At 61.4% G+C, this 15,899-nt stretch carries 14 protein-coding genes and 1 pseudogene; 9 read left to right on the forward strand and 6 right to left on the reverse strand.

Annotated elements, in window-relative coordinates; all coding sequences use genetic code 11:
- Nucleotides 1-8: 8 nt before the first annotated feature.
- The 4 genes from ACZ89E_RS17570 to ACZ89E_RS17585 all read left to right on the forward strand — a co-directional run bounded on the left by ACZ89E_RS17570 (nt 9) and on the right by ACZ89E_RS17585 (nt 3,876).
- The gene (locus tag ACZ89E_RS17570; RefSeq protein WP_149657506.1) at nt 9-662 is read left to right on the forward strand and encodes an alginate O-acetyltransferase AlgF; all 654 of its coding nucleotides are present in this window, start codon (nt 9-11) and stop codon (nt 660-662) included.
- A 190-nt stretch (nt 663-852) separates the two neighbouring features.
- Nucleotides 853-2,304 (forward strand): mannose-1-phosphate guanylyltransferase/mannose-6-phosphate isomerase, encoded by a 1,452-nt coding sequence (locus tag ACZ89E_RS17575; protein WP_123596984.1) that lies wholly within the window; start codon nt 853-855, stop codon nt 2,302-2,304.
- A 251-nt stretch (nt 2,305-2,555) separates the two neighbouring features.
- Entirely contained in the window at nt 2,556-3,020 is a 465-nt protein-coding gene (locus tag ACZ89E_RS17580; protein WP_149657507.1) for a multidrug transporter, read from the forward strand.
- A gap of 31 nt (nt 3,021-3,051) precedes the next feature.
- A complete protein-coding gene (locus ACZ89E_RS17585) occupies nt 3,052-3,876 on the forward strand; it encodes an SDR family oxidoreductase (protein ID WP_149657508.1) in 825 nt (274 codons plus the stop codon).
- Nucleotides 3,877-4,011: 135 nt separating this feature from the next.
- Here ACZ89E_RS17585 and ACZ89E_RS17590 read toward each other — a convergent pair whose 3' ends face one another.
- Entirely contained in the window at nt 4,012-4,893 is an 882-nt protein-coding gene (locus ACZ89E_RS17590) for a LysR family transcriptional regulator (protein ID WP_476256138.1), read from the reverse strand.
- A gap of 110 nt (nt 4,894-5,003) precedes the next feature.
- Between ACZ89E_RS17590 and ACZ89E_RS17595 the strand changes: the two genes are divergently transcribed.
- Both ACZ89E_RS17595 and ACZ89E_RS17600 read left to right on the forward strand, forming a co-directional pair.
- Nucleotides 5,004-6,374 (forward strand): MFS transporter, encoded by a 1,371-nt coding sequence (locus tag ACZ89E_RS17595; RefSeq protein ID WP_476256139.1) that lies wholly within the window; start codon nt 5,004-5,006, stop codon nt 6,372-6,374.
- A pseudogene (locus ACZ89E_RS17600) lies at nt 6,371-6,773 on the forward strand (DUF4440 domain-containing protein). The gene ACZ89E_RS17595 and the pseudogene ACZ89E_RS17600 overlap by 4 nt, the downstream one beginning before the upstream one ends.
- 115 nt (nt 6,774-6,888) lie before the next feature.
- Here ACZ89E_RS17600 and ACZ89E_RS17605 read toward each other — a convergent pair.
- The 4 genes from ACZ89E_RS17605 to ACZ89E_RS17620 all read right to left on the reverse strand — a co-directional run bounded on the left by ACZ89E_RS17605 (nt 6,889) and on the right by ACZ89E_RS17620 (nt 11,870).
- Nucleotides 6,889-7,755, reverse strand: a complete 867-nt coding sequence (locus tag ACZ89E_RS17605; protein ID WP_476256140.1) for an efflux RND transporter periplasmic adaptor subunit — start codon at nt 7,753-7,755, stop codon at nt 6,889-6,891.
- A 10-nt stretch (nt 7,756-7,765) separates the two neighbouring features.
- Nucleotides 7,766-7,966, reverse strand: a complete 201-nt coding sequence (locus ACZ89E_RS17610) for a DUF1656 domain-containing protein (protein ID WP_007896379.1) — start codon at nt 7,964-7,966, stop codon at nt 7,766-7,768.
- Nucleotides 7,956-10,151, reverse strand: a complete 2,196-nt coding sequence (locus ACZ89E_RS17615) for an FUSC family protein (RefSeq protein ID WP_149657513.1) — start codon at nt 10,149-10,151, stop codon at nt 7,956-7,958. Before ACZ89E_RS17615 ends, ACZ89E_RS17610 begins: the two co-directional genes overlap by 11 nt.
- A gap of 207 nt (nt 10,152-10,358) precedes the next feature.
- Entirely contained in the window at nt 10,359-11,870 is a 1,512-nt protein-coding gene (locus ACZ89E_RS17620) for an efflux transporter outer membrane subunit (RefSeq protein ID WP_476256141.1), read from the reverse strand.
- A gap of 272 nt (nt 11,871-12,142) precedes the next feature.
- Between ACZ89E_RS17620 and ACZ89E_RS17625 the strand changes: the two genes are divergently transcribed.
- The 3 genes from ACZ89E_RS17625 (at nt 12,143) to ACZ89E_RS17635 (ending at nt 14,976) form a co-directional block, all read left to right on the forward strand.
- Nucleotides 12,143-13,111 (forward strand): LysR family transcriptional regulator, encoded by a 969-nt coding sequence (locus tag ACZ89E_RS17625; RefSeq protein WP_149657516.1) that lies wholly within the window; start codon nt 12,143-12,145, stop codon nt 13,109-13,111.
- Between the two features lie 224 nt (nt 13,112-13,335).
- Nucleotides 13,336-14,310: a 2-hydroxyacid dehydrogenase gene (locus ACZ89E_RS17630; protein WP_476256142.1), complete on the forward strand. Its 975-nt coding sequence runs from the start codon at nt 13,336-13,338 to the stop codon at nt 14,308-14,310.
- A gap of 156 nt (nt 14,311-14,466) precedes the next feature.
- A complete protein-coding gene (locus ACZ89E_RS17635) occupies nt 14,467-14,976 on the forward strand; it encodes a DUF2165 domain-containing protein (RefSeq protein WP_149657518.1) in 510 nt (169 codons plus the stop codon).
- Here ACZ89E_RS17635 and ACZ89E_RS17640 read toward each other — a convergent pair.
- Nucleotides 14,930-15,847: a DMT family transporter gene (locus ACZ89E_RS17640; protein WP_476256143.1), complete on the reverse strand. Its 918-nt coding sequence runs from the start codon at nt 15,845-15,847 to the stop codon at nt 14,930-14,932. The two genes, ACZ89E_RS17635 and ACZ89E_RS17640, sit on opposite strands and share 47 nt — an antisense overlap.
- Nucleotides 15,848-15,899: the final 52 nt, after the last annotated feature.

The raw sequence follows: 15,899 nt of genomic DNA on the forward strand, positions 1-15,899 counted from the left end.
GTACTACCATGACTTTCACTACAACTCCTCGCCGTCTCGCGAAGACTTTTGCTCTTGTTGCTGGCATGAGCGTCCTGTCGATGTCCGCCTTCGCTGGCGACGCCGCACTCTATGGCCCGACCGCACCGAAAGGCTCGTCCTTCGTGCGGGTCTACAACGCCGGTAATGCTGAAGTCAGCGCCACCGTCGGCACCACCAACCTGAGCGATGTTGCGCCACTGGCCAGCAGCGACTTCAGCTTCATGCCGGGCGGCGACTACAGCGCCAAGGTCGGCAGCCAGACCCTGCCGGTCAAACTCGCCGGTGACCACTATTACACCCTGGTCAACAACGCCAGCGGCGCACCGCAACTGATCGAAGAGCCGCCGTTCAAGAACAAGCAGAAGTCCCTGGTCCGCGTGCAGAACCTGAGCGACAAGGCCCTGACCCTGAAAACCGCTGACGGCAAGACCGAAGTGATCCCGTCGGTCGCGGCCAAGGGCCGTGGCGAGCGTGAAATCAACCCGGTGAAAGTCAGCCTGGCCCTGTACGACGGCGCGACCAAAGTCGGCGACGTGAAACCGGTTGCCCTGGAACGCGGTGAAGCGGCTGTGCTGTACGTCACCGGTAAAGGCAGCAGCCTGTCGCCAGTGTGGGTAAAACGCCCGGTTTCGACGCGCTAACTATTTTTCTGGATTGCCGCGCTCCTGTGTAGGAGCAAGGCTTGCCCGCGATGAGGCCCTTGAGACCGCCATCGCGGGCAAGCCACGCGCCTACAGGGGATCGGGTGGCAATCGAGATACGGAATAAGAACAAGAGTGAAACGACAGAACGTTCGTAGCTCTAACCAAATCGATTTTAAGGAGTAACAACATGATTCCGGTAATCTTGTCAGGTGGTAGCGGCTCACGTCTTTGGCCGCTTTCGCGTAAACAGTTTCCTAAACAGTTCCTGGCCTTGACCGGCGAGCACACCCTGTTCCAGCAAACCCTGGAACGCCTGGTGTTCGAAGGCATGGACTCCCCGATCGTGGTCTGCAACAAGGACCACCGCTTCATCGTCAACGAGCAGCTGAGCACCCGAAAACTGGAAGTGCAGCGCATCCTGATGGAACCGTTCGGTCGCAACACTGCGCCGGCCGTGGCCCTGACCGCGATGATGCTGGTCAATGAAGGTCGCGACGAGTTGATGCTGGTGCTGCCGGCCGACCACGTGCTGGAAGACCAGAAAGCCCTGCAACGCGCCCTGGCCCTGGCCACCGTCGCTGCGGAAAACGGCGAAATGGTGCTGTTCGGCGTACCGGCGACCAAACCGGAAACCGGTTACGGCTACATCAAATCCACCAACGATTCGCTGTTGCCCGAAGGCGTCAGCCGCGTCTCGCATTTTGTCGAGAAACCGGACGTCAAGCGCGCCACCGAATACGTCGAATCCGGCGGTTATTTCTGGAACAGCGGCATGTTCCTGTTCCGCGCCAGCCGCTTCCTCGAAGAGCTGAAAAAGCATGACCCGGACATCTACGACACCTGCCTGCTGACCCTTGAGCGCAGCGAGCAAGACAACGACACCATCACCTTCGACGAAGCCACCTTCGCCTGCTGCCCGGACAACTCCATCGACTACGCCGTGATGGAAAAAACCCAGCGCGCCTGCGTCGTACCGTTGACCGCCGGCTGGAGCGATGTCGGTTGCTGGGCGTCGCTGTGGGAAGTGAACGAAAAAGACGCCAATGGCAACGTGTCCAAAGGCGATGTGGTCATTCAGGACAGCAAGAACTGCATGATCCACGGCAACGGCAAACTGGTGTCGGTGATCGGCCTGGAAAACATCGTGGTCGTCGAAACCAAGGACGCCATGATGATCGCCCACAAGGACTCGGTCCAAGGCGTGAAACAGATGGTCAACACCCTCAACGAACAGGGCCGCAGCGAAACCCAGAACCATTGCGAGGTCTATCGTCCGTGGGGTTCCTACGACTCGGTGGACATGGGTGGCCGCTTCCAGGTCAAGCACATCTCGGTGAAACCGGGCGCGTGCCTGTCGCTGCAAATGCACCACCACCGCGCCGAACACTGGATCGTGGTCAGCGGCACTGCCGAAGTGACCTGCGACGAGAACGTGTTCCTGCTCTGCGAAAACCAGTCGACCTACATCCCGATCGCCTCGGTCCACCGTCTGCGCAACCCGGGCAAGATTCCACTCGAGATCATCGAAGTGCAATCGGGCAGCTACCTGGGTGAAGACGATATCGAGCGCTTCGAAGATATCTACGGTCGCTCCACCCCGATTGAACGCGGCGTGTCGGTGAAAACCATCGCGCAGTAAGCGTTTAGCGAAATAAAAAGCCCTCGTCGAGCCCACTGCGTTTTCCCTATCCGCAGTAGGTTGGTCGGGGGCTTTTTTTTGATCGTTCCTACGCTATGCGTGGGAATGCCTCAAGGGACGCTCCGCGTTCCAATGGGACGCGGAGCGTCCCGGGCTGCATTCCTTTGCTGCGCGTGGGAACGATCACGCCCATCGCCAACCGCACCTGCGCTTAGGTAGGATGACCTTCTCTTTCCCCGAGGTTGTGCGACATGTTCATCGGCGTCCTGCTGGTCATCACCTGGCTTATCCTGTTGCTGCGCTACCCCGCCAAGGCGTTTCCCGTCTCGGTGGCCGCCGCCGTTGGCCTGGGCCTGGTCGCCACCTGGGTGATCTGGATGGACAACCGCGAGGTCAAGCAACTGGCGCGTCTTGAGTTGCGCATCACCTACGCCCCCGAACACTGCCCGGCGGATCGCCCGCTGCAACTGACCATGAACAACGGTAACGACGTGCCGCTGACCGAACTGCGCTGGCGCATCGCCGCCTACGCACCGGGCGACACCGTGAACCTGGCCGACAACCAATACGCCGCCCCGCGCTATCGCGGCCCCGGCGAATTGCAGGCCGGTGCCAACTGGGACGATTGCTTGCCATTGCCACCGCTGCGCCCCGGCTATCGCCCGCAAACCCTGGAGTTTCGCGCCGAGCATTTGCAGGGTAGTTTCTCCGACTGATCCCCCTTTCTTTTTGCACAAGGACCGCGCCATGCCCGTTGCGTTGATTACCGGTTGCTCCAGCGGCATTGGCCGCGCCCTGGCTGATGTGTTCAAGCACGCTGGCTACGAAGTCTGGGCCAGCGCCCGCAAGACTGAAGATGTGGCGGCGTTAGCGACGGCCGGTTTCACGGCGGTACAACTGGACGTCAACGATGGCGCGGCGCTGGATCAATTGAGCGAGCGCATCAACCAGCAACATGGCGGCCTCGATGTGCTGATCAACAACGCCGGTTATGGCGCCATGGGGCCGCTGCTCGATGGTGGCGTGCCGGCGATGCAGCGCCAGTTCGAAACCAACGTGTTTGCCGTGGTCGGCGTCACCCGCGCGCTGTTCCCGGTACTGCGCCGGGCCAAGGGTTTGGTGGTGAATATCGGCAGCGTGTCCGGTGTGTTGGTCACGCCGTTCGCCGGTGCTTACTGCGCCTCGAAAGCTGCGGTGCATGCCTTGAGCGATGCGTTGCGCATGGAACTGGCGCCGTTCGGCATCCGCGTGATGGAAGTCCAGCCCGGGGCCATTGCGTCGAGCTTCGCCAAAAATGCCGGCCATGAAGCCGAACAACTGATCACCGAACAATCACCGTGGTGGCCGCTGCGCGAAGGCATTCGTGCGCGGGCCAAGGCCTCTCAGGACAACCCGACCCCGGCCAGTGAATTTGCCGCTGTATTGTTGAAGGCCGTGCAGCAGGAAAAACCGCCACGGCTGATCCGCATCGGCAATGGCAGCCGGGCGTTGCCGTTGCTGGCGGGGTTGTTGCCCAAAGGGTTGCTGGAGTCGGGGCTGATGAAGCGGTTTGGATTGCGGGGGCAGCTCTGAGACCGCGTCACCGTTCATCGCGGGCAAGCCTTGCTCCTACAGGGATTTTGAGTCGTACGCCAATCATGCGAACGACACAAACCCTGTAGGAGCAAGGCTTGACCGCGAAGACGTCAGCCCAATCACCAAAAATCCTCAGCACCACCCCTTCATAAAATCAATAAATGCCCGCACCTTCAGCGGCAGGTGCCGGGTGTCCGGGTACAACGCATACACCCCCTGTTGGGCAAACCGGTGATCCGCCAGCAGCTGAACCAGCTGCCCCGCTTCGAGATCCTCCTGAACCAGCCACTGCGGCAAGATCGCCACGCCCTGCCCGGTCAACGCAAAGGCCCGCAACGTTGCCGAGTTGTCCGCGACAATCGCGGTGCTCCCCGGTTTTGGCTGGTACAGATGCTCGGTCCCGGCCGGGTCGGTCACCGTCAATTCCGGCACTCGCCCATGCCCCAGGGTCGGCAACGATTCCACGGCCGCCAGCGTATCGGCGGCTTCGAAACGCTCGATCAACCCCGGCGACGCCACGGCAAAAATCTCGAACGTCGACAACTGCACCGCCCGCAGGTTGGAGTCGTGCATACGCCCCAGCCGAATCGCCACGTCAAACCGCTCGGAGATCAGGTCGGCGTGGGTCGAGGACGTGGACAGGTGAATGTTCAACTGCGGATGTTGCTGACGAAATACTTCCAGCGCCGGCACCACCTGGGCCAAGGCGAACTCCACGGTGGTGGTGATGCGCAAGGCGCCCTTGAGCTGCGAATGTTCGGACCGGGCCTCCTCGATCGCCAGCCGGGCTTCGTCGAGGGTGCGCAGGCAACGCTGATAGAAACGTTCGCCGGCATCGGTCAGGGCCAGTTGCCGGGTGTTGCGCGTGAGCAACGTCACGCCCAGTTCTTCCTCCAGGCGCTTGAGGTTGAAACTGACCACGGCACGGGTCTGGCCCAGCAAATCGGCGGCAGCGGTCAATGATCCGGCCTCGACCACGGCCTTGAAGGTGTCGAATCGATCGAGGCTGACCATGGACGCCTCACTCCTTTGTCAAAATAATTTTGACAAACTAGCAGCCAAACCAGCGTTTTCCTAACCTCGCCAGCGCCCTACCCTGCACACCTCATTACAGGGAAGTGGCCATGGCCTATCGCTCGAAAGTCGCGCTCGTGTATCTGTTGGGGTTCGCCCTCGACCTGCTGAACATGTTTGTCGCCAGCATCGCCTACCCCGACATCGCCCGGGACCTGCATGCCTCGGTCACCGAATTGGCCTGGATCAGCAACGCCTACATGCTCGGGCTGACGCTGATCATTCCGATGAGCGTGTGGCTGGCGGCGCGGATCGGTGAGCGGCGGCTGATCCTCGCATCCTTGCTGTTGTTCGGTATCGCTTCGGCGTTGGTGGCCCAGGCCGGGTCGATTGAAGGCCTGATCGGCTGGCGGCTGCTGCAAGGGCTCGGTGGCGGGTTATTGCTCCCGGTCGGCCAGGCCTTAGCCTATCGACAGTTTCCACCGGCCCAGCGTGCGCATTTCACCGGCGTGGTGTTGCTGGTGGCGCTGATGGTCCCGGCCTTGTCGCCAATGGCCGGCGGGTTGATCGTGCAGACGTTGTCCTGGCGCTGGATTTTCTACCTCAACCTGCCGGTGGCGCTGCTCACCTTCGGCCTCGGCCTGCTCTGGCTGAAAGCCGATCCAGCCGTCACCGAACGCCCGACTCTGGATGCCCGTGGCTTGCTGCTGGCGATCTCGGCCCTGAGCCTGTTGCTGATCGCCCTGAGCCTGTTGAGTGAACCCGGCACCCGTGCGTTCGGCTGGCTCGGATTGATCCTCAGCGCCACAATGGCCGCGTTGTACCTGCGCGACAGCTGGCGCAAACCCGAGGCGATCCTCGACCTGCAACTGATCAAAAATCCATCACTGCGCCTGGCGATGCTGATCTACCTCTGTGTGCCCGGCATTTTTACCGGGACAAACCTGATTGCCGTGTTGTACCTGCACGAGCTCGGTTTCGGCGCAGCGCAAATCGGCGCGCTGATGTTGCCGTGGGCGGCCGGCTCGGGGGTGGCAATCCTGCTGGGCAAACGCAGTTTCAATCGCATCGGCCCCAAGCCGTTGCTGATCAGCGGCATGCTGTTGCAATGCCTTGGCATTGTGCTGCTGATGCGCATCGAACAACCCGCCGGCCCACTGCTGATCGTTGCCTACGCCATGATGGGCCTGGGTGGCAGCCTGTGCAGCGTCACTGCACAGACCTTGGCCTTTGTCGGCATAACGCCGGAAAAAATGGGCCACGCCAGCGCCCTGTGGAACATCAATCGCCAACTCGGTTTCTGCCTCGGCGCGGCGCTGTTGAGTTCATTGCTCGGCGCGCTGGGCACTCAAGGTTTCAACTATTGCTTCCTCGCCGCCGCCCTGTTGACACTGGTGCCCATGACCGCCGTCCTGCGCTTCGATTCGACGAACGTCCTCGCCCTGCTAACCTCAAATCCCCTTCAGGAAAAATCCGTATGACTGACTACACCGACTACCTTTGACGAAGTGATCCAGGCCCACGTGGCGATTGAACAGTGGTTTGCCGTGGAAGAAGACGACGCCGCACTGGATCGGTTGCTGAGCCGTTTCTCGCCGCAGTTTTCCATGGTCTCGCCGTTGGGCCGGGTGCTGGATCTGGGCGCGTTGAGCGCGTTGTTTCGGATGGCGGGCGGCAAGAAGATCGGGTTCAGGATTGAGCTCAGCGAGCTGCGTGGGATTGCCTTGCACGAGCATGGCGCGACGGTGAGTTATCGCGAAAAGCAGACTGATGCGACGGGATTGCACTCGGATCGCAGGTCGACGGTGGTGTTTGAAAAGATCGCATCCGGGCGGGTGGTCTGGCGGCATTTGCAGGAGACGTTTTGTAGCGGCGAGTGAGCCCCCGATCGCTCCCGCGCTCCCGTGGTAGCGCGACGCCCGGGACGCTCTGCGTCCCAAGCTGTGACGCGGAGCGTCACGGGATGCATTCCTTTGCTGCGCGTGGGAACGATCTTCATTCTGCCGCGTCGCCCTGCCTCACCACCACCGTGCACGTAATCCCCGCCGCCAACAGCACCCCCTCCGGCACTTCATCAATGTGAATCCGCACCGGCACCCGTTGCGCCAGGCGCACCCAGTTGAACGTCGGGTTGACGTCGGCAATCAGCTCCCGGCTTTCCGGGTTGTCCCGGTCGTAGATCCCGCGAGAAATACTCTCCACATGGCCCTTGAGCACTTCGCCGCTCATGAGTTGCATGTCCGCTTTATCGCCGACCCGCACATGAGGCAGTTTGGTTTCTTCGAAGAAGCCATAGACCCAGAACGAGTTCATATCGACCACAGCCATTTTCGCTTCGCCGATGCGCGCATAGTCGCCGCGATGGACGTTGAGGTTAGTGACGTAGCCGTCCACCGCCGCCCGCACTTCGGTGCGTTTGAGGTTCAGTTCCGCTGCTTCCAGTTGCGCCTGGGCGTGTTGGTAATCGGCCAGGGCCGAGTTGGCAATGTTGCTGGCGTCGTCGCGGTTTTCCTTGGAGATCACCAGCGCGTCCATGTCGGCGCGGCGATGGGCGTTGACCTTGCGCATCTCCCACGTCGCCTTGCGCGACGCCACCATCGACTGCGCCTGCTTGACTGCGATGCGGTAGTGCTCGGGGTCGATCTGCATCAGCAAGTCGCCCTTTTTCACCAGTTGGTTGTCGCGCACCGGCACGTCCACCACTTCGCCAGTGACGTCGGCGGCGACGTTGATGATGTCGGCGCGTACCCGGCCGTCCCGGGTCCATGGCGTATCCATGTAATGCACCCACAACGTCCGGCCGATCCATATGGCGAGGGCCAGCACCAGCAGGGTGGCGAGCAGGCTGAAGAGCTTTTTCATCGGAACGTTCTCAACGGTAGACAGTCAGCGCCAGGGCGCCGAACAGACAGGTAAACAGACTCAGGCGCAGCAGCGCCGGGTGCCAGAAAAAGCGGTACAAGTCGAACCCGGACAGGAAGCGGTCGAGCGCCCAGGCCAGTGCCGCGGCGATGAAAAACATCAGGGTCATGGTCGGCATGTACACGCCGTGGAAGGCGATTTCACGCGGCATGTTCAACTCCTTTGGCCGTAACTTTCATGTAACCGGATAGCGGCGATTGCGGGTCCAGTAATGAGGTGCGGATGAAGTGCAGATAACTCTTCACCCGCCGCAGCGCCGAGGTATCGAAGTGCGGGGCGAAGGGTTCGTCGGTGGCTTGCACCCGGCTGATTGCGTGATCCACGGCAATCAATCCGCGCTCCAGATTGCTCTGGCTCGGTTGCAGGAACAGCCGCACCAGCGAACGCCCCATCACCCGGATCGCCTGGCGCCACGGCTGGGATTGGGCATAGGCCGGGTGCACCGGCAGAATCGCCTGTTCCTTGCGCAACTCGATGATCGCGTGACCGACTTCCAGTACCACGAACATCCAGCGCAGCAAGTCCCGTTGCACCTGCGGCGAACCGACCGCCAGGCCATAGGCCTGGTGCAGCAAATCCCGGGTGCGACTTTCGAAACTCGAGCCCAGGCCCTTGAGCTTGCCGCTGATCGCGTACACCACTTGCTCGCGCAAATCCTGCTCCAGCCGCCGCCACAACCAGCGGCTGTTGGGTGGCAGGATGATCGCCCCGGCGGCGGCGCACACCAGCATGCCCAGGACCATGGCGATGTAGTCGTTGATAAAGGTGTAGGGGTTGTAGACCGTGAGGTTGTCCGGCACCGAACCGGTGCTGAAGAAGATCAGCAACCCGAGGCCCACCCCGGCGTATTGCGGGCGTGACGTGAGGAACGAACCGAGCACGATCACCGGCGCGAGCATTACGCACAACAGCGGAAAACCATCGATCCACGGGAAGATGAAAAACATCTCGACGAAGCCGATCAATGCGCCGAGCAAGGTGCCGCAAGCCATTTGAAAGGCCATGCGTTTCGGGTTCGGCGTTGCCGCTGAAAGGCCCACGGTAGCGGCGGCAATCAACGTCATCGTCGCCCCGCTCGGCCATGCTGTAGCGACCCAATAACTGCCGAGCACCACCAGGATAAACGCCGCGCGAATCCCCGAAGCGGCCGACGCCATCCAGTTGGTTTGTGGGGTGAACGGCTCGTCCCATTGTTCGCGGGCGTGACTGTGATCGGCCAGGGACGCGTGGGTCTGTGCATAACTGTGCAGGTCGTCAACGAAGCGATAGAGCAATTCGTAGGCGGTGTGGAAATCCAGTTGTTCGGCGTCGCTTGGCGCGCTCTCCTGGAAGGTCGCCCGCAGGCTGCGTACCCGCGCCGGCAAGCCTTCCTTGTACGCGGTCAACGCCGTGACCAGGCGCGCGGCATCGGCGTTGGTCAGCGCCCGGCCGCTGAAGCCGTCGAGCAATTCGGCGAGGTCCTGCAAGCCCGGTTTGATCGCCGCCACCACGTGATCCGCCTCGCTGCTGCGCAAGCGCTCGAGCAATTGGTGCAAGGCGTTGAAGCGGGTAGTGATGCTCATGAATTCGCTGTTCAAGCGACTGAGCCGACCGTTGCGCCGGCGCATGTGCGGGTCTTCGAACACCGTCACGCTGCGCAAGCCTTCCAGGCCCACGGCTTCGGCGATGAAGCGCACGTTGCTCGCTTCAAAGGCCTCGCGTTGGCTGCGACCGCGCAAGCCGTCGGTGACGAACAAGGCGAACACGCCGAAGCGCTGGTACAAGGCGTTGCGCATCGCGGCGCTGGCGGTTTGCGGCAGGATCGCGGCGCTGATCAGGGTCGAGCAGATAATCCCCAGGGAGATTTCCAGCACCCGCCAGACTGCCGCCATGAACGCGCCGTCCGGGTGGGCCAATGCCGGCAAACCGACCATCGCGGCGGTGTAGCCGGCGAGCACAAAACCGTAGGCGCGGAAGTTGCGATAACGCGCGGCACCGGCGGTGCACAGGCCGACCCAGATCGCCAGCGAACCGAGGAACAGTTCGGTGTTTTGCGCGAACAGCGCGATCAACGCAACCATCACCGCCGAGCCGGTGAGCGTGCCGAGGAAGCGATAGAAACTCTTGGCCAGCACGTGGCCGCTTTGCGGCTGCATGACGATGAACACGGTGATCATCGCCGTGCGCGGTTGCGGCAGTTCCAGGCGCATGGCCAGCCACAGGGTCAGGAACGCGGCGAACAGCACCTTGAAAATGTAGACCCAGGTCACGCCATCGCTGCGTGCCCAGTCGTAGAAGCCTCGGCGCCATTCGAGGGAGTACAGCCAGCGCAGGGGTGTGGGCAAAATCCTGCTCATGTAGAAGAAACCTGAGTCACACGAAAACCTGTGGAACTACGAGTACCTGTGGCGAGGGGGCTTGCCCCCGTTCGGCGGCGTAGCCGCTGTAAAACCGGTAGATGCGGTGTGCCTGAAAAAACGCGTTGGCCGGTTTTGGGGCTGCTGCGCAGCCCAACGGGGGCAAGCCCCCTCGCCACAAATGTGGGTGTGCCAGAAACAGTGTGTTCAATTCGAGAGGCTCTTAAGCAGGGCCGGGGTTTTGGGTGCGGCGGTCTGGCTGTCTTTCGGCACATCACCGCCGGCACCCAGCCCACCACCCAGCGCCGTCACCAACTCGGCATGAGCACTGAGGCGCGCAGCTTGAACCTGCTGCTGCACCTGCTGCTGCTTGAACAACAACGTCTGGGCATTGAGCACGTTGAGGTAATCAGTGAGCCCGCGCTGGTAGGCGATCATCGCGATGTCGTAGGTCTTCTGCGCCGTGGCCACCGACTCGGCGGCGAACATCTGCTGCTTGTCCATCGACTCGCGGCGGATCAGTTGATCGGAGATGTTCTTCAACGCATTGACCAACGTCTGGTTGTACTTGGCCACGGCGATGTCATACCCGGCCGACGCTTCGCCCAGTTCCGAGCGCAAGCGGCCCCCATCAAAAATCGGCAGCGAGATCGCCGGGCCGACGCTGTAGTTGAGTTTCTTGCCGGTCAGGAATTCAAGCGCGCCGCCGCCCGTGGCCATGTAGCCGAGGCTGCCGACCAGGTCGACGTTGGGGTAGAACCCGGCATGGGCGACATCGATGCCACGGGCCTGGGCCGCCACTTGCCAACGGGCCGCGACCACGTCCGGGCGCTGGCCGAGCAATTGCGCAGGCAGTGACGACGGCAGTTTCAGCGGCGCGCCCAACGCCAGGGTCGGCCGTTGCAGCTGCGCGCCCTCCCCCGGGCCTTTGCCCGCCAGCGCCGCGAGTTGGTTACGGCTCAGGGCGATTTCTTCGTCCAGGGCATCGATCTGTCGATGGGTTTCCGGCAACGGGGTTTCCGCCTGGCTGACTTCGAAATGAGTGCCGATGCCGCCGTTCAAACGCTTTTGCGCCAGATCGAGGATTTGCTGTTGCTGCTGCAACGTCGCGGCGACGATGTCCCGTTGCGCGTAATGCAACGAGAGTTCGATGTAGGCGCGCACGATGTTGTTCTGCAATTCGAGCTGGGCCAGGCGCGCTTCGGCGGCGCTAATGTGCGCCATGTCCACGGCGCGCTCGGTGGCGTTGCTTTCGCGGCCCCAGAGGTCGAGGGCGTAGCTGAAGCCGAGCGCGGCGTTGTTGTCCCAGGTCGTGGTGTTGGACAGTTCGCCGGGGCCATAGAACTGATCGGTCGGCCAGTTGTGGCGCTTGAGGGTCGATTCGCCATTGATCTGCAACGACTCGGCGGCCTCGGCGATGCCGGCCATGGACTTGGCCTGGCGCACCCGGGCGGTGGCCATGGCCATGGTCGGGCTGCCTTGCACGGCGAGGTCGATCCAGCGGTTCAGTTGTGGGTCGCCGTAGGCCTGCCACCATTGCGCGGTGGGCCAGTGAGCGTCCTGTGCGGCGTGCTGGATGGCTTCATCGGTGGCCAGGGAATCGGCCTCCAGTGCCTTGCCCTGCGGGGCAATGCCTGCGGTACCGATGCAGCCGCTGATTGCCAGGGTTAAAGCCAAAACACTGAGCGTCTTGAGCGCTTTGTTGATGCGACGCGGCACTGCTGAAAATTCCTGAAATAGAGAGGGGTCCTGTAGGCGCGAGGCTCGCCCGCGAAGAACGATAACGCGGTGTTACTGATACACCGCGGCGCTCCCTTCGCGGGCAAGCCTCGCTCCTACATGGGACCGGCGCAATTCTAGGGGTGGGCCTTGTTGGCGATAAGCTGGGATTCCTGTGAATCTTTGTTACCGTTAACGCGATAATCCCTTGGTCGGGGTCACTGACCCCGTAACTTCGTGTCACAATTTGCCATCGAACCCGAGAGCACCCCATGGACACCTTGCAAAACATGCGCGCCTTCAGTTACGTGGCCCAGGCCGGCAGTTTTACCGCCGCCGCCGTGCAACTGGACACCACCACCGCTAACGTCTCGCGCGCGGTCTCCACCCTGGAAGCCCACCTGCAAACCCGTCTGCTTAACCGAACCACCCGCCGCATCGCCCTGACTGAGGCCGGCAAGCGCTATCTGCTGCGCTGCGAGCAGATCCTGGCCTACGTCGAAGAAGCCGAAGCCGAAGCCAGCGACGCCCACGCCCGCCCCGCCGGACAGCTGAAAGTGCACACCATGACCGGCATCGGCCAACACTTCGTGATCGATGCCATCGCCCGCTACCGCAAGACCCACCCGGACGTGACCTTCGACCTGACCATGGCCAACCGCGTGCCGGACCTGCTGGACGAGGGTTACGACGTGTCCATCGTGCTCGCCAGCGAACTGGCGGACTCGGGCTTCGTCTCCCAGCGCTTGGGCATCACCTACAGCATCGTTTGCGCCTCCCCGGCTTATGTAAAAGCCAACGGCTGCGCCCAGAAACCCAGCGACTTGCTCAACCACGCCTGTCTGCGCCTGGTGAGCCCGGTGATCCCGCTGGAGAAATGGACCTTCGATGGCCCCGAAGGCCAGGAAATGGTCACCATTAACAGCTCGCCGTTTCTGGTGAACTCCGCCGACGCGATGAAAACCGCGATCACCAGCGGCATGGGCGTCGGCGTGTTGCCGGTGTATGCGGCGATTGAAGGGCTGCGCAACGGCACGCTGGTGCGGATGATGCCGAACTACCGCTCGCAGGAATTGAACCTGTACGCAATCTACCCCTCGCGCCAGTACCTGGATGCCAAGATCAAGACCTGGGTCGAATACCTGCGTGGGTCGTTGCCGGAGATATTGGCGGCGCATCAGGCGGAACTGGCGGCGTATGAATTGAGCGGGAGCTTGGCCGGGGCGCGGTTGGCGAATTGATCGCTCATCCAGCGGGCTCTTGATCGTTGATGATCGTTCCCACGCTCCGCGTGGGAATGCAGCCCGGGACGCTCTGCGTCCCCTCCAAAGCCGAACGCGGAGCGTCCGTTGAGACATTCCTTGGCTGCGCGTGGGAACGATCAATGCCGCCCGGGACCTCGCGCAACGCCCGGAAAGAATGTTAGCGTGCTTGGCATTCACCACCGCCCGCCGAGCCGATTCCCATGAAAAAAACCGTCCTCGCCTTCAGCCGCATCACCCCCGAAATGATCGAGCGTTTGAAACAGGATTTCGACGTGATCGTGCCGAACCCGAAAAACGGCGACATCAATGCCCAGTTCAACGAAGCCCTGCCCCACGCCCATGGCTTGATCGGTGTCGGACGTAAACTCGGCCGCGCGCAGCTGGAGAACGCCGCCAAACTGGAAGTGGTGTCCAGCGTTTCGGTGGGCTACGACAACTATGACGTCGCCTACTTCAACGAACGCGGGATCATGCTGACCAACACGCCCGATGTGCTCACCGAAAGCACTGCCGACCTGGCCTTCGCCCTGCTGATGAGCAGCGCCCGCCGCGTGGCGGAACTGGACGCCTGGACCAAGGCCGGCCAGTGGCAGGCGACCGTCGGCGCCCCGTTGTTTGGCTGCGATGTGCATGGCAAGACCCTGGGCATCGTCGGCATGGGCAACATCGGCGCGGCCATTGCCCGTCGGGGTCGGCTGGGTTTCAACATGCCGATCATCTACAGCGGCAACAGCCGCAAGACCGAACTGGAACAGGAACTCGGCGCGCAGTTCCGCAGCCTTGACCAGTTACTGGCCGAAGCGGATTTCGTCTGCCTGGTGGTGCCGCTCAGCGAGAAAACCCGCCACCTGATCAGCCACCGCGAACTGGCGCTGATGAAGCCAAGTGCAATCCTGGTCAACATCGCCCGCGGCCCCGTGGTGGACGAACCGGCGCTGATCGAAGCGCTGCAAAACAACCGGATCCGCGGCGCCGGCCTGGATGTCTACGAGAAAGAACCGCTGGCCGAATCGCCACTGTTCCAGTTGAAAAATGCCGTCACCCTGCCGCACATCGGCTCCGCCACCGATGAAACCCGCGAAGCCATGGCCAACCGCGCCCTGACCAACTTGCGCAGCGCGCTGCTCGGTGAGCGTCCGCAAGACTTGGTGAACCCGCAGGTCTGGAAAGGCTGAATAAAAACGGGCAGGTTTATACAAACACTTGCCCGTTATTGATTAACTCCGATACACACTTTGCAATTCAGTCCAGCGCAAAAATAGTTATCCACGCTATAGACTCCGCGTCATTCACTCGACTATCACGAGTATTGGCTACGGAGAGCCCATCCATTGAATTACCTGACCACAGATCAACTCATCAGATACAGCAAAATCACACTCATGGCGTTCTTGAGTTTTTTTGGGCTGCTGGTGCTATATAGCAACATCATTGACTACAGCACCAACTATGAATATATCGGCCATATCCTGAGCATGGACACCACCCGCGAGAACCTTAACATCAGCTACCGGGCGATTACCTCGCCGATTCTGCATCACCGCATCTACTGGTTCATCATCACCCTGGAAGTTATGTATACCGCTTACTGCCTGCTCGGCACTTATCAACTCTTTAAACACAGGCATGCATCCATCGACGTATTTCACGAAGCTAAAAAGTTATCCATCATCGGCCTGTTAATTGCGATCTTCGTCTATTACGTGTGCATGCAAGTGATCGGTGTCGAATGGTTCGACATGGATGAATCGCAAGTGTGGAACGCCAAGGATTGGGCGCGGCATATTGTCGATTTCATTTTGCCGTTATTGATTTACATGACATTGAAGGTTGAGCACTAAGTGCCTTGGGCTTGCGAAACACCAGCACGTTACCCAGCATCACCAACACCAGGCCCACGAGCGCCGGCGCGGTCCATTGGTAGCCTTCGGCAAATGCCGAGACATTCAGCGCCACCACCGGGAACAACACCGTGCAGTACGCCGCGCGCTCCGGGCCCATGCGTCCGACCAGCGTCAGGTACGCGGTGAAGCCGATGACGGAACCGGGGATGACCAGGTACAGCAGCGAGCCGATGTAGCGCGCATTCCATTCGATGTCGAACGGGATGCCTTTGACCAGGCACCACACGGTCAGCATCGCCGCGCCATAAGCCATGCCCCAGGCGTTGGTGGTCAGGGGTTTGAGCCCGGCCTTCTGTTGCAGGCTCGATAGCATGTTGCCGGCCGAGAAGCACAGCGTTCCGCACAGAGCCAGGCCCAGGCCGAGCAAGGTTTCCGGGCTGGCAGTGTGGCCCGCCAGTTCCGGCCAGAACAGCAGGCCAAGCCCCAACAAGCCCAGCGCACCGCCCATCAAGACGTTGCGGGCGATTTTCTGACCGAAAAACACCCGCGCATTCAAGGCGTTCCACAGCGTGGCAGTGGAAAACACCACGGCGACCAGACCACTGGGGATCCACTGGCTGGCGGTCAGGAAGCACATGAAATTGACGCAGAACAGGCACAGGCCCTGGGCCAGGCAGATCAAGTGCCCGCGACGGTTCATCACTTGCAGGCGTCGGCTGAGCAGCAGCATCACAAACAGCACCAGCGCGGCGAGGCCGAAGCGATAGACAATCGACACTGGAATGGCCACCACGCCCAGTTGCCATTTCAAGGCAATCCAGGTGGTGCCCCAGATCAGCACGGTCAACAGGTACAAAGACAGGTTCATGGCAAAACTCCTGGAGGGGCAACGCGGCACGCTGTTCTGGCGAGTACGCTTT

Source organism: Pseudomonas sp. TE3899, assembly GCF_056279105.1.